This is a genomic window from Labilibaculum sp., from assembly GCF_041595635.1.
Classification (GTDB): domain Bacteria; phylum Bacteroidota; class Bacteroidia; order Bacteroidales; family Marinifilaceae; genus Labilibaculum.
On the sequence record NZ_JBFHJW010000022.1, the window covers coordinates 1 to 14,496 of the forward strand.

Genomic DNA, 14,496 nt, shown 5'->3' on the forward strand with positions numbered 1-14,496 from the left:
AACGAGCGTAATTAAACGATTGATACAATTTACAAGCTCACCTTCGGGTGGGCTTTTTTTGGCTTAAATCTTTACTTAAAATGTATTTATAGCTTTGACAAAGCTTTTAACATTAACATCGGCCCTGCTAAAACAGCAACTTTGTAACACTATTATTTTTTGGATTTACGAACAAAGATGAGCTACCTGCTTATAAAAATGCAGATTTAGGTATTGAAACAAGAGTTGCCGATTTGCTATCACGCATGACATTGGAAGAAAAAGTAATGCAGCTGGATATGTATTCTGCTGGAGACTTGGTGCTTGATGGAAGAGTAGAACCAGTGAGAGCTACAAAAGCATTAAATGGAATGAGTATTGGTTCTGTTCATGATTACTATCCGGAAAACGGCAGATCATGCTAACGAACTTCGAAAATATGTAATTGAGAATACCCGATTGGGAATTCCGGCATTGTTTATCGAGGAAGCATTGCACGGTTATCAGGGAAAAAATCAACTGCATTTCCTGTTTCATTGGGACTGGGAAGCATGTGGGATGTTGACTTGATGGAGAAGATTGGAAAGGTGATTGCAACTGAGACACGTTCGGTTAATGTTCATATGGTATTAGGACCGGTTTTAGGAATTGGTCGCGAGCCTCGTTGGGTTCGTGTTCAGGAAACCTATGGTGAAGATGCCTATTTGGTCGCTCGAAATGGAGTTGCGATTATCAAAGGAATGCAGGGAGAGGATTTAACTGCTGACGATGCTGTGGTTGCCGAGCCGAAGCATTTTGGGGTTCATAGTATGCCTTTAAAAGGATTAAATACCGGAACTGTTTACATCGGAGAACGTGAAGCTCGCAGTCACTTTTTATATGTTTTCGAAAAAGCTTTTACGGAAGCAGTAAGCCTTTATTCGCATTTGGTCATGGTTTGAGCTATAGCAAATATGAATATTCCGATATTAATATTGAGAAAGTAGAAATTACTAAGGGTGAAAATCAAGTTGTTAAAGTGAAGGTGAAAAACATTTCAGACCGAGATGGAAGTGAAATTGTACAGCTTTATATTACCGATTTGTATAGCTCAGTTGCAACTCCCCTTATGCAATTACGAGGGTTTAAGCGTGTAGAGTTAAAAGCTGGCGAGGAGAAAGAGGTAGCTTTCATATTATTACCTGATGATTTAGCACTTTGGAACAGAGCCATGAAACGAGTAATTGAGCCAGGTGAGTTTCAGGTGAAAATTGGAGCAGCCTCCGATGATATCCGTTTAGAATCTTCTTTTCATGTGAAATAGATTCGCCTGCAAATAACATTTTATTAAAGATCGTAAACTCACCTTCGGGTGGTTTTTTTTTCGGTAAGGAATATGCTTACCTTTAGTAGCGATTTAAATCGCCACAAACATTTTTATATGAAAGAAATAGAGGAAAAAGCCATTCATTCGTTTTACAATGGGATGAATTGTTCACAGTCGGTTGTAACAGCTTATGCTGATCATTTAAAATTTGATCCAGACATGGCCTTATCCGTATCTACTGGTTTTGGAGGTGGAATGGGAAAGTTGCAAAGCTCTTGCGGAGCAGTTACAGGATCTTTTATGGTATTGGGAATCTACAACTCTAAAAAACACCCCGATAATATGGATGCTAGAAGTGCAACCAATGAAATGATAAAAAGTTTTACCCTTTACTTTAAAGCCTTGCATGGATCTATCGACTGCAAAACGATTTTAAATTGTGATTTTAATACTGTAGAAGGAGAGAAGGAATTTGAGAATAAGGATTTGAAAAAGAATGTTTGCGCAAAGTGTATTTCCGATTCAGTTAAATTGGTCAATCTTTTGCTAGAGGAGTAAAGATTGAAGGTCTACTTTCCTATGTTTCTGGTAAAATTCAGCATTTCATATTGACATAATTGCTCAGGCAAGACTTATTGCCTGAGATTGTTTTACTTTTCTCGAATGAATTGACAGCATAAAAAAATCCTCACCGTTTTCGATGAGGATTTTTTGCTATTATCTAGAAATAGATTTTTACTCTTTAATCTCGTTAAGAGCTTCACTAACATTGATACAGTAATCACCAATTTTTTCACATTCCGAAAAAATATCGCTGTACACGATCCCTGCCTGATATTTGTATTTGTGGTCCTCAACATTATTCAGATGTTGGGTTTTAAGGACTGTTCTATAATCATTAATTTTTCGCTCTATTTCCCAGGCTTTTTTGATTTTAACCTCTGTAAATTCATTTTTTGTATTTTCATGCATGATATTAAGAGCGTTATCAACCATTATGAACATATTGTTGATATTATCCCTTAATTCTTGAGGGAACCATGCTTTTTGTTCGCGTTTTCTCTTCATGGCTTTGGCCAGATTCAGAATCGAATCACCAACACTTTCAATATCGCTTACCATTTTAAAGTAGGCTCTTACTCTTTCCGAGTTTGTGGTACTTAAACGAGTTTCGGACACCTTAGCCAGGAAGTTGGCAATTTCTACTTCCATGTCGTCGCTTTCATTTTCTCGCTTGTCAATTTTTTCGTACAGTTTATTGAAGGTTTTGTCGTTTGTCTCATTAAATGCCTGCTTGGTATAGCTAAACATTTTCTTCGTACTTTTTACGTATGAATTGATTTCCTTTTTTGCCAGGAATAAAGAGGCTTCTGGAGTTGATAGAGTTCCAGTTTTAATATGCTGAAGTTTGAATTCTTCCTCAGAATCTTCGCGGACCGGAACCAATCGGGTAACTACTTTTACAATAAAATTGGCAAACCAAATTAAGAAAACAACATTCAAAATATTAAAGCCAGTATGAAATAAAGAAAGAGAAACCGGAACATCCGAAGTATTCGAGAATGGATTTCCACCACCTAAAACGTTTATGTTTACCCAAGCAACACCATTTAAAAAGTAAGGTAGAGCAATTAGCATCCAAACAACACCAAAAGTATTAAAAATAAGATGGGCGCGAGCTGCTCTTTTTGCTGATGTATTGGCAATCATGGCAGCTAAATTGGCAGTAATTGTTGTTCCAATATTTTCGCCCAATACCATTGCTGCAGCCATTTCGAAACTAATCCATCCGCTGTTGCACATTACCAGAGTAAGTGCCATGGTGGCCGACGAAGATTGAATTAGGATGGTAAGAAGCGTTCCTATCCCTAAAAATAGTAGGGTAGAAGCAAATCCCATATCGGTATAACTTGTCAGAAAGTTCAATATTTCAGGGTTACTTTTGATATCAGGCATTGAAGTTTTCAGAAACTGCAAGCCAATAAAAAGCAAAGCGAAACCCATGATTAATTCACCCCAGTTTTTCTTGCTACGATTTTGCGAAAACAGGAAGGGAAGCCCCAAACCAATTAAAGGAAGAGAGATAGCACTCATGCTTACCTTAAATCCCAAAAGGGAAATTAACCAGGCAGTAACGGTTGTACCAATATTGGCACCCATAATTACTCCAACCGATTCAACCAACGATAACAAGCCAGCATTTACAAAACTTACTACCATAACAGTAGTTGCCGACGAAGATTGAATTAATGCGGTTATCATTACACCTGTTAATACTCCTTTAAATCGATTCGAAGTCATTGCAGCAAGAATAGATCTCATCTTGTCTCCAGCCACTCGTTGAAGCGATTCACTCATTAACTTCATTCCGTAAAGAAATAAGCCTAAAGAGCCTATAAGTCTTAAAATATCGGCCAATCCGTAATCCATAACTTGATTTGGTTTTTTATTTTCAATGAATTAGTACTCGTAAAGTGCGCAAAAATAGAAGTAATTAAGAGAATCTCTAATTTTTTTCATTCTTAATTGAGTATTAAGAAAAAGTCAAAATAAGCTCAATTAAACATGTCAAAATCATAACAAGAAGAATATTTATAGATTTTTAACGCTTTAAATTAGTTCTGAAAATTAGTCTGTTGGCAATTTTTTTTGTGGTATATTCTATAATTAAACTCAATTTTGGGACATATTCTCTAAAAAGATAGATGATGGTGCTCTAGAATTAAGGTGTTTTTTGGAATTAATTTCTTAAAAACCAGATGATTTCATCTAAATTCCGTAATTTTATTCCCTGATGTGAGTCACAACATATAGATTCGGATTCTACACCTTCTGTATCTTTTGAAAAAATGATTATAAAGTAGTATTTTCGCCGCAATCTAAATAAAAATCGGGATCTCTTTAGCAGGATATAGTATGTGGAATAGAATTGCAGGATTAATTCTTAGGAATAGAATTTTACTTTTAGTGATAATTGGGCTTATCACGATATTTATGGCTTACAAAGCTCAATTTGTGGAAATGTCATATCAGTATGCTGCATTACTTCCCGATGATGATCCTGCTTCGGTTGAGTATGAGCGATTTCAGAATACTTTTGGGCAAGAAGGGAATGTGATGTTTTTCGCTGTTCAAGATTCAGACTTCTATGAACTTGATAAGTTCAACGATTGGATTGCCTTAGGCGATAGTTTAAAAGCTCTGGATGGAATAGATGCTGTAGTTTCCATTGCACATACCTACAATATCAATAAAAATAAAGAGGAAAAACGATTTGAATTCCAAAGTATATTCCCCAAAAAGCTTAGTTCTCAAAAACAACTCGATAGTATTGCTGCGGTGGCAGAATCTTTGCCTTTTTATCAGGGCAGTTTGATTAATAAGGAGAGCAATACTTTTTTAATGGGAATTACGGTAAATGCCAAAATAATTAACTCTAAGGCGCGTGAACCTATGGTGGTTAGGGTGCGCGAAATTACCGATAGCTTCACCTCAAAGTACAATCTAGACATGAAATATTCGGGCCTTCCATACATTCGTGTGGTGACCGCCCAAATGATCAAGAAGGAGATGAACATGTTCATTTACCTTTCTCTTTTGGTGACCGCCATTATTTTATTTATGTTTTTTCGATCGTTTAAGGTGGTGTTTTTCTGCATGCTGGTTGTGGGGTTAAGTGTAATTTGGGCTGTAGGATCGATGGTCTTGTTCGATTATAAAATTACCTTGCTTACTGCAATGTTGCCGCCCTTGCTAGTGGTCATAGGAATACCGAATTCCGTTTTTCTTATCAACAAATACCACGGCGAATACATTCGTCACAACAATAAAATTAAGGCTTTACAACGCGTGGTCTCCAAAATTGGGAATGCCACCTTTTTAACCAATCTAACCACAGCATCAGGTTTTGCTACTTTTATTGTGACTTCAAGTCAGATATTAAAAGAATTTGGGGTGATTGCAGCCCTAAATATCATGGTGGTCTTCATGCTTTCTTTGCTGCTTATTCCTATTATTTTTAGCTTTATAAATCCTCCCGATCAGAAAGCAACAAAGCATTTGGATAGCAAAATGACCGTTTGGTTTGTCGGGAGATTGGTCAATATTGTACTTAAGCGTCGAACTGTTGTTTATATCATAGCAGTTATTATGGTACTTGTTGGTTTTTTCGGAATCAGCAAAATGAAAAGTACAGGTTTTATGGTAGACGATTTGCCACACGATAATGTAATTTTTCAGGATTTAAAGTTCTTTGAGAAGAACATGGATGGAATTATGCCTTTGGAAGTGATGGTAGAGACCAAAAAGAAGGCCGGAGTTTTAAAATTATCTACTTTACGAAAATTAAATGCTCTCAACGATAGTCTAAAATCCTACCCAGAAATATCTTCCTCGGTTTCGATTGTAGAAGCCGCCAAATTTGCCAATCAATCCTATTTTAACGGCAAAGAAAAATACTATAAGCTTCCGAGTAGTCAAACGATAAACGTGATTCTTTCCTACGTAGCAAAATCAAATACCGGCGATGATTCAAGGTTGTTCAATACTTTTCTAGACTCAACTCAGACGACTACTCGAATGAGTTTTAGAATGAAGGACATTGGAACCACAAGAATGGAGGAGATGGAGAAAAAAATTATTGATCAGGTAAATTCAATTTTTCCGACAGATAAATATACCGTTCATGTAACCGGATCGAGCATTATCTTTTTTAAGGGCAACAAGTACTTGGTTAAGAATTTATTTCTGAGTTTGGCTTTGGCTGTTTTCCTAATCGCCTCTTTCATGGCTTGGATGTTCTCTTCCAAACGTATGGTGATGGTTGCATTAATCCCTAACCTTTTGCCCTTGATTGTTACTGCAGCACTCATGGGCTTCTTTGGCATTCCAATTAAAGCTTCTACTATTTTGGTGTTTAGTATTGCCTTTGGTATTTCTGTGGATGATACTATCCATTACCTGGCAAAATATCGTCAGGAGTTGAAAGCAACCAACTGGAGCATTCGTTCATCGGTAGTACTTGCCTTGCGCGAAACCGGACAGAGCATGATGTATACATCTATAATTCTATTTTTTGGTTTTGGTATTTTTGCGCTATCCGACTTTGGCGGAACAGTATCTTTGGGAATATTGGTATCGGTAACCTTGCTTTCGGCAATGCTTTCCAATTTAATTCTATTGCCATCTCTACTACTTACTCTCGAGAAATTTATCACTAACCGTTCTTTCAAAGAACCTTTGCTGCAAATTTTCGACGAGGAAGAGGATATTGAGTTGGATAATCTTAGAATTGCACCTAACGAAAACAAAGAGGACAAATAAAGCTTATTGAATTGATTTTTTTATATTTTAGTGAGCTGTTTCCGAATACCCATTAAAATAGTTTAAAAATCATGTATACTTTTATAGAGCTTCAGAAAATCATTGAAAAAGAGATAGATGGACTGGAGTTATCATCTCCTCCGCAAGGTCTTTTCGAACCGATGCAATATATTCTTGGACTTGGAGGCAAACGCTTACGACCAATTTTGGTTTTGTTAGCAGCAAATTTATACAAGGATGACCTTTCAAAAGTTTGCCTACCAGCCATTGGAATCGAGATTTTTCACAATTTTACCCTTTTGCACGATGATGTAATGGACAATGCTCCTATACGGCGAAGAAAGGCTACCGTTCACGAAAAGTGGAACAGTAATGTAGCCATTTTGTCGGGTGATGCTATGTCTATTAAAGCTTATCAGTTCATTGGATCCTGTGAAGACAGACACTTGCGTGATGTTCTTTCTGTTTTTAACCAAACGGCTTTGGAAGTTTGTGAAGGTCAGCAATTCGATATGGAGTTTGAGAGTCGTAGCAACGTAAAAGTGGAAGAATATCTGAATATGATTCGTTTGAAAACAGCTGTTCTTTTGGGTGGAAGTTTAAAAATGGGAGCTATCATGGGGGATTCCAGCACAAAAGATGCGGATCTGCTTTATTACTTCGGAGTGAATCTAGGTATGGCCTTCCAATTGCAAGACGATTTGTTGGATGTATTTGGAGATGAATCTGTTTTTGGGAAAAAGATAGGAGGAGACATCTTATCTAATAAGAAAACCTACCTCTTAATAAATGCTTTAGAGAAAGTGCCTCCCGAGTTGAAAAAGGATTTGAAATACTGGTTAGAAGTAAAAGATTTTAATCCTGAGGAAAAAATAAAGGCTGTAAAGACAATTTATGAACAATTGAGTGTGCGTGAACTTTCGCAGAAAAAGATTGATGACTATTTCGCTTTGTGTTTGGAATATCTTGATAAAGTGAATGTTACGGCAGAAAAGAAAAAAGAACTTTATTCTTTAGTAAAGGGTTTGATAAATCGTTCCGTTTAAGAATGTTAAAAATTCAGATAAGATTCTCCTTTAATGACAAAAAATTCTAAATTTGTTGTTACACGATAGTAATGATCCAAAAAATTAATGTAAATGTCACAAAATACAGGCAAAATAGTGCAGGTGATCGGACCTGTTATCGATGTAAGTTTTGATTTGGAAGGAACCAAACTTCCTGAAATTTACGATTCTTTAGAGGTTGTGATGGAAAAAGGCAAGAATTTAGTTGTTGAGTGTCAGCAACATATTGGCGAGAACACGGTTCGTGCCATTGCTATGGATTCTACCGATGGTTTACGACGAGGAATGGATGTTATTGCAACAGGTTCGCCCATTATGATGCCTCCGGGAGATAAAATCAAAGGAAGGTTATTGAATGTAGTTGGTGAAACCATCGATGGAATAGATCCTGTTGATAAAAAAGGCGGATATCCAATTCATAGAAGACCTCCTGCTTTTGATCAGCTAAGTACAGAATCGGAAGTTTTCTTTACAGGAATCAAAGTAATTGATTTGATTGAGCCTTACGCTAAAGGAGGTAAAATTGGCTTGTTTGGTGGTGCTGGTGTTGGTAAAACAGTATTGATTCAGGAATTGATTAATAATATTGCTGTAGGTCAGGATGGTTTATCGGTATTTGCTGGTGTTGGTGAGCGTACTCGTGAAGGGAACGATTTGCTACGTGAAATGATTGAATCAAAAGTAATTCAATATGGAGATGCTTTTGAAGAAGATATGAAAAAAGGAGGATGGGATCTTTCTAAAGTGGATAAAAAAGCTTTGGATAACTCTCAGGTATCTTTGGTTTTTGGCCAGATGAACGAACCACCAGGGGCTCGTGCTCGTGTGGCTCTTTCTGGACTAACTGTTGCTGAAAGTTTACGTGATGGGGATGAAAAATCAGGAGGACGAGATATTCTTTTCTTTGTGGATAATATATTCCGATTTACTCAGGCAGGATCGGAAATTTCGGCACTTTTGGGACGTATGCCATCGGCGGTAGGTTACCAGCCAACACTTTCTTCCGAGATGGGTGTGATGCAGGAGAGAATTACCTCAACAAAAAGAGGATCAATTACATCGGTGCAGGCAGTTTATGTTCCTGCCGATGACTTGACTGACCCTGCTCCGGCAACGACCTTTGCTCACTTGGATGCAACTACGGTACTGAATCGTAAAATTGCTGAATTGGGAATTTATCCAGCGGTAGATCCTTTGGATTCAACATCTCGTATTCTAACTCCAGATGTTGTGGGTGCAGCTCACTACAAATGCGCTCAGGATGTGAAAGAGATTCTTCAACGATACAAAGAGTTGCAGGATATCATTGCCATTTTGGGTATGGAGGAATTATCTGAAGAAGATAAACTTGTTGTTCACCGCGCGCGTCGTGTTCAGCGTTTCTTATCGCAACCTTTCCACGTTGCTGAGCAGTTTACAGGTTTAAAAGGCTGTTTAGTTTCTATCGAAGATACCATTAAAGGGTTCAATATGATTATGGATGGGGAAGTAGATCAATATCCCGAGGCTGCTTTTAACCTTGTTGGTACCATTGAGCAAGCCATTGAAAAAGGAGAAAAACTATTGGCTGAAGCTGATAATTAAACTTAGAATGTATGCATTTGGATATTGTTACACCTGAAAAAAGACTGTATTCCGGGGAAGTTGAATTGGTTCAGCTGCCAGGGAAAAATGGATCTTTTGAAATATTGAAAAACCATGCTCCTATTGTTTCTTCTCTCGAGAAAGGAATCATTAAACTAAAACCAGTTGGAGAAGGGGAAATTTTCTTTGAAATCAACGGAGGTGTTGTTGAATGTAAGAAGAATGTAATTTCAGTATTGGCAGATAGCTAGGAAAAAATAGATTTTGTCTTTTGGTAATCAGTATTTTGCCGACAATATAATTTATAAAAAAGAGACTTTGGAATTTCTAAAGTCTCTTTTTTTATTTACTAAGATTGTGGATTTCCTAATTCCTCTTACTATTTTTGCATTCACAAATAATTGAATCAGGTTGTAAATACATCTTGTTCTAGTTCCTCTATATCTGACACTTATCAAATGCCCAAAAAATTCCTAATCATTCGATTTTCTTCCATAGGTGATATTATTCAATGCATGACTGCTGTTGATGGCATTTTAAATCATTATCCTGATGCCGAAATTCATTGGATTGCCCGGAAAGACATGTCTTCTTTTTTGGCCATGGATCAACGCATTCATAAAGTGTGGGGTTTCGATAGAGAAAAGGGTTTTTCAGGTCTTTTACAACAGGCAAAAGCGCTTAAAAAAGAGAAATTCGATTTTGTTTACGATGCGCATAGCAATATCCGATCCATCGTACTAAAAACAGTACTCGTTCCGCGTTGGAAACGATGCTTTGGTATCGGACCTAAATTCACTATGCGAAGTAAGGATAGAATCAAGCGAATTCTACTTTTCAAATTTCGTATCGATCTATTTCCCATGCCTTTTCGGGGCATGCTATCTTTTCGAAAACCGCTCGAGAAGTTTGGAATAACCGACTATTCTAAGGTGAATACGAATTGGTTTTTTCCTGAGGAACTTAAAGAGAAAATGGAGCAGAATGTCTTTTCGAACTTGAAAGGAGATCTTCCTAAATTGGTTACTCTGGTTCCGTCGGCAGCCTGGGCGATGAAGCGCTGGCCGGTTTCTCACTGGCAAAAGTTGGTGCAACTACTTCCCGAATATCATTTTATGATTTTAGCCGGACCCGATGATATTTTCTGTAAGGAGATTGAAAATGTGGCCAAAGAAAGAGTCCTGAATCTGAGTGGAAAAACCAATCTGTTAGAATCCTGCTATTTGGTTCAAAAATCAAACTTGGTGATTTCCGGTGATACGGGCTTTCTTCATGCTGCCGATAAATTTCAGATTCCCGCTTTGTCGCTCATGGGACCTACAGCCTTTGGTTTTACGACAGGAGAACACATCAAAACGCTAAGTGTTGATTTAAAATGTCGTCCTTGTACGAAAGATGGCTCGGGAAAATGCAGTCGGAAAGTGTATCAGCAATGCATGGTCGATATCACCCCCGAGTGGCTTGCCCGTGAAGTAAAGCAGCGCATGTCCTAAAGTTATTTTTTGGTACTTCATCCAATTTAGTCCTGTTTTTTTAAGAATTAGTTAGGGGAACTCAAATTAATCAAGTATATTCGTGTCGCGCACGATATAAATTTCAGCTGAATTTTATGGGAATGCTTCAAATGAAATAAACGATTAAAAATAGTTGGATGAAAAAAATTGCATTGGTTTTGATTTGTGCTTTTGGAATGATGGCTCAGCAAGGAATAGCTCAATCAAAAGCTACAAAAACGGAGGGAAAGGAATGTTGTTCGAAAAAGAAATGTATGGATAAAACAATTTATGGCTTTAAAATGGAGAGTTTAAGCGGAGAAGAGCATTCACTGGAACAATATAGAGGGAAATTGGTGTTGATTGTTAATACGGCCAGTAAGTGTGGTTTAACGCCACAATACGAGGGGTTGGAAGCGATGTACCAAAAATACAAGGATCAGGGTTTGGTGATTCTGGGATTTCCGAGTAATCAATTCAATGGGCAGGAACCCGGAACATCGGAAGAAATCGCCGCTTTTTGCGAGAAAAACTATGGTGTGAGCTTCCCAATGTTTCAGAAAATTGAGGTGAGAGGCGAGAATGCTCATCCTCTATACCAAATGCTAACCGATGAGAAGCCTTTTTTAGGTTTTGATGATTCTGAATCAGGTAAAAAGTTCAAAGGTTTTTTGAGTAAAAAGTACCCCGAAATTTACGAAGGAAATGGTGTGAAGTGGAACTTTACCAAATTTATTGTGGGTCGTGATGGAAAAGTATTGGAACGTATCGAACCTAATATTGCTCCTGAAGATTTCGAAGACAAGATTAAGGAAATGTTATAATTTTGAGAGTAGATTTAATTGTAGGAAAGAGTTTCAATAAGGAACTCTTTCCCTACAATTTAAGCGAGAATTTTTAGACTTAGAGGATCTACTTTCAGGTAAATGTTTTTTCCAAAACAAATGGGTTCTCCATCTACATGCCCTAGTTCTGATTGCTGAATAATCGTTATTTCATCGGTGATTATTTCCCTAAACAAAAAGGAACTGTTCAGTCCCTTTGTAAATACTTTCCAGCTTAATGCCGGGATTTGAAACCATTTTGGTTTTTTAAGTAGTGAAATATTCATTTTCCCATCATCAAGGACTGCATTTGGGGCAATGTAGGCATTGTTTCCAAATTGAGATGAATTGGCAAAACAAAGCATCATTCCATTTTCTACTGTTTCTTGCTCCTGATTTTTCAATACAAATGTTTGGTTCGAGAAGATTCGGAAACACTTTAAAATAGCTTTAGCATAGTTTGTTAACCCTCTGGATTTCATTCTGGTAAATTCATGAGCAACCAAAGCATCAAAGCCAATACCTGCCACATTTATAAAACGATAATTATTAGCTGTTATCGTATCTATTTTGTTAATAGTGGCTTTGTTTAGCCATTCAATTGCCTTTTTAATACTCATAGGAATACCAAGGTGTCGTGCCAAGCCATTACCCGAACCGCAAGGAATTATTCCCATAGCTACATTGCTAAAAGTTAGTGCATTAGCAATTTCATTGATAGTTCCATCTCCTCCAATTGCGATTACAAGATTAAATCTATTTTTAATGGCAAGTTTTGCTAATTCGGTACCATGACCCGCGTAGTCTGTCTTTTCTATTTGAAGATGAAATTGTTTATGATCCAGATATTTATTCAGTAAAACCTCAATGTTTTTTTGTTTGCCTGTTCCCGAAATGGGATTGACTATTGCAAGTGTTTTTAATACTGTTATCATTCTTTTAAACTTAGAAATAAAATTTAAAGAGTTTAATCGTGTTTTGTTTCTTGATATATTGAGTTAATCTGAAAAGTTAAATCCTTTGTGGTGAAATAGGTAACTTGCTGTTTGATAGTAAGTAATTGCATCTTTTAACTCATTATTATCAAGCTGATTGGCTTTTTGTTCCTTGTCAACTAACAGATAAGATTCAGTACGCTTCGTAGGCAACTGTACTGTCAATTTCCCATCTCTTAGTAGTCCTATTTTCTGGTAAGTTCCTATTAGTGCTCGATTTGGCTCATCAAGAAGAATATCTTTCCCGAAAAATTTTGACGTATAATCCATATTAAGAAGTCCTAAGATGGTTGGGGCAAAATCGATTTGAGATGCTAGGGTGTTAATTTCTTTTGGTTCTATAATTTCTGGTGCATAGATTAGTAAAGGAATATGATATTTTTCTACAGGAAGGGATGTTTTTCCGGCGCTTGAAGCGCAATGATCAGCAACAATTACAAAGATGGTGTTCTTGAACCATGCATGCTTTTTAGCCTCACGTAGGAATTTAGCTATGGCATAGTCGGTATATTTTACAGCTCCTTTTCTTCCGGTATGTGAAGGAATATCAATCTTTCCCTCAGGATAGGTGTATGGACGATGATTAGAGGTAGTCATAATAAAGTTGTGAAAAGGTTTACCCTTTTTGTAGGCTTTATCAGCAACCTGACTTGCTTTTGCAAACAAATCTTCATCGCATACGCCCCATGCGTTTTCAAAGGTAATTTCTTCTTCTTTAAAGTCTTTTTTGTCTACAATATTATAGCCACTGTTCCCAAAGAAATAGTTCATGTTATCGAAATAGCCATTTCCTGCATAAATGAAGTTGGTTTCGTATCCTTTCGATTTAAGAACATTACCAAAGGTAAACATTCCCTCGTTGTTAGGTCTTTTTACAATTGAATAGCCAGGAGTTGGAGGTAAAGAAAGTGCTAAAGCCTCCATTCCACGAACTGTACGTGTTCCTGTAGCATAGAAATTGGTGAAAAAGAGAGATTGTTGAGCAATGGTATCCAAATTGGGTGTAATGTTATCTAACCTGCCAAATCTGGTAAAAAAGGAACCACTTAAGCTTTCAACTGTAATCATCATTACATTGTACTTTTTATCCTCGCCAGCATAGGTAATTTTTCTTCTTACATCGAATATATCGTCACTAATAAATTTACTGTTTGGTGTTGTAATTAGCTTTCGCAGATTCGTAAAAGCTTTCTTATCATCAATAGATTGATAAAAAGATTTATAGTCTAATTCGTTGTTTCTAAAAGCAGAAAAAATTTGGTAAATACCATTGTGAGCCAATTCGTTTGAATAGGTGTTCTCACTTATTTCCGCTGAAGATTTGTTAATTGACAAAAAAGCTATAAGAGGTAAGGCCCATAAAATTAAACTAGTAGTTAGGCGGGAAGTAAATTTTGATTTTGAATTAATAACCTTGTCGAAATGTTTTTTTACAAGAGCAAAAATAGTTGCTGAAAGTAAAAGCATTCCCATAATGATAATAGGCATTGGGTAAGATTCCTGAATATTTGAGATTACTTCGTGTGTATAAACCAAATAATCAACAGCAATAAAGTTGTATCGGACACTAAATTCTTCCCAAAAGAACCATTCGCCAATTCCCGAAAACACTAGTATTCCGATACTAATAATAAAGAAAATATAAGAAATCCAGCGATGTGTTGTAGAATTAAAAATTTTATCTGGAACAACTAGCAGGTAAAATACGAATGGAATGATAAAATAGGAAATAGCTACTAAATCATAGAACAAACCAAAGGCGTAAATTTGAATAAATCGAACAAGATTCAAATCAACATTTTGAATGTCGGTAATAAGAAGGATACTTCGAACCAAAAAAGAAATGGTCAGGAAAATAAAACTAAAGATTACAATACCTCCATAGCGACTTTGTAGGATGCTTTGAAATTTCATATTTTTTGAATT

14 protein-coding genes are annotated in these 14,496 nt (G+C 36.7%); 11 read left to right on the top strand and 3 right to left on the bottom strand.

Annotated features, from left to right (window positions below):
* Positions 1 to 245 precede the first annotated feature (245 nt).
* The 5 genes from ABYT26_RS08350 (at position 246) to ABYT26_RS08370 (ending at position 1,843) form a co-directional block, all read left to right on the top strand.
* Positions 246 to 404 carry a hypothetical protein gene (locus ABYT26_RS08350; RefSeq protein WP_372752793.1) on the top strand — a complete coding sequence of 53 codons (159 nt, stop codon included), beginning with the start codon at positions 246 to 248 and terminating at the stop codon, positions 402 to 404.
* On the top strand, positions 370 to 549 hold the full coding sequence (locus tag ABYT26_RS08355; protein WP_372752795.1) for a hypothetical protein: 180 nt from the start codon (positions 370 to 372) through the stop codon (positions 547 to 549). The genes ABYT26_RS08350 and ABYT26_RS08355 overlap by 35 nt, the downstream gene beginning before the upstream one ends.
* Positions 531 to 920 carry a glycoside hydrolase family 3 N-terminal domain-containing protein gene (locus tag ABYT26_RS08360; protein ID WP_372752884.1) on the top strand — a complete coding sequence of 130 codons (390 nt, stop codon included), beginning with the start codon at positions 531 to 533 and terminating at the stop codon, positions 918 to 920. Before ABYT26_RS08355 ends, ABYT26_RS08360 begins: the two co-directional genes overlap by 19 nt.
* The gene (locus ABYT26_RS08365; RefSeq protein WP_372752797.1) at positions 917 to 1,282 is read left to right on the top strand and encodes a fibronectin type III-like domain-contianing protein; all 366 of its coding nucleotides are present in this window, start codon (positions 917 to 919) and stop codon (positions 1,280 to 1,282) included. The genes ABYT26_RS08360 and ABYT26_RS08365 overlap by 4 nt, the downstream gene beginning before the upstream one ends.
* A 117-nt stretch (positions 1,283 to 1,399) precedes the next feature.
* A complete protein-coding gene (locus ABYT26_RS08370) occupies positions 1,400 to 1,843 on the top strand; it encodes a C-GCAxxG-C-C family protein (protein ID WP_372752799.1) in 444 nt (147 codons plus the stop codon).
* A gap of 177 nt (positions 1,844 to 2,020) precedes the next feature.
* Here ABYT26_RS08370 and ABYT26_RS08375 read toward each other — a convergent pair whose 3' ends face one another.
* Positions 2,021 to 3,715 carry a Na/Pi cotransporter family protein gene (locus ABYT26_RS08375; RefSeq protein WP_372752801.1) on the bottom strand — a complete coding sequence of 565 codons (1,695 nt, stop codon included), beginning with the start codon at positions 3,713 to 3,715 and terminating at the stop codon, positions 2,021 to 2,023.
* A 564-nt stretch (positions 3,716 to 4,279) separates the two neighbouring features.
* Between ABYT26_RS08375 and ABYT26_RS08380 the strand changes: the two genes are divergently transcribed.
* The 6 genes from ABYT26_RS08380 (at position 4,280) to ABYT26_RS08405 (ending at position 11,575) form a co-directional block, all read left to right on the top strand.
* On the top strand, positions 4,280 to 6,607 hold the full coding sequence (locus ABYT26_RS08380) for an RND family transporter (protein WP_372752803.1): 2,328 nt from the start codon (positions 4,280 to 4,282) through the stop codon (positions 6,605 to 6,607).
* A gap of 71 nt (positions 6,608 to 6,678) precedes the next feature.
* Positions 6,679 to 7,653 (top strand): polyprenyl synthetase family protein, encoded by a 975-nt coding sequence (locus ABYT26_RS08385; protein ID WP_372752805.1) that lies wholly within the window; start codon positions 6,679 to 6,681, stop codon positions 7,651 to 7,653.
* 93 nt (positions 7,654 to 7,746) lie between these two features.
* Positions 7,747 to 9,258, top strand: a complete 1,512-nt coding sequence (atpD, locus tag ABYT26_RS08390; protein ID WP_372752807.1) for a F0F1 ATP synthase subunit beta — start codon at positions 7,747 to 7,749, stop codon at positions 9,256 to 9,258.
* Positions 9,259 to 9,269: 11 nt separating this feature from the next.
* Positions 9,270 to 9,509 (top strand): ATP synthase F1 subunit epsilon, encoded by a 240-nt coding sequence (gene atpC, locus ABYT26_RS08395; RefSeq protein WP_372752809.1) that lies wholly within the window; start codon positions 9,270 to 9,272, stop codon positions 9,507 to 9,509.
* A 207-nt stretch (positions 9,510 to 9,716) separates the two neighbouring features.
* Complete coding sequence (locus ABYT26_RS08400) at positions 9,717 to 10,751, top strand: glycosyltransferase family 9 protein (protein ID WP_372752811.1); 1,035 nt, start codon at positions 9,717 to 9,719, stop codon at positions 10,749 to 10,751.
* A 275-nt stretch (positions 10,752 to 11,026) separates the two neighbouring features.
* Positions 11,027 to 11,575, top strand: coding sequence for a glutathione peroxidase (locus ABYT26_RS08405; RefSeq protein WP_372752886.1), 549 nt, complete (start codon positions 11,027 to 11,029; stop codon positions 11,573 to 11,575).
* Between the two features lie 59 nt (positions 11,576 to 11,634).
* On the opposite strand, the gene ABYT26_RS08410 is transcribed toward ABYT26_RS08405, so the two are convergent.
* Positions 11,635 to 12,510, bottom strand: coding sequence for a diacylglycerol kinase family protein (locus ABYT26_RS08410; RefSeq protein ID WP_372752813.1), 876 nt, complete (start codon positions 12,508 to 12,510; stop codon positions 11,635 to 11,637).
* 63 nt (positions 12,511 to 12,573) lie between these two features.
* The gene (locus ABYT26_RS08415) at positions 12,574 to 14,484 is read right to left on the bottom strand and encodes an LTA synthase family protein (RefSeq protein ID WP_372752815.1); all 1,911 of its coding nucleotides are present in this window, start codon (positions 14,482 to 14,484) and stop codon (positions 12,574 to 12,576) included.
* Between the last annotated feature and the right edge of the window lie 12 nt (positions 14,485 to 14,496).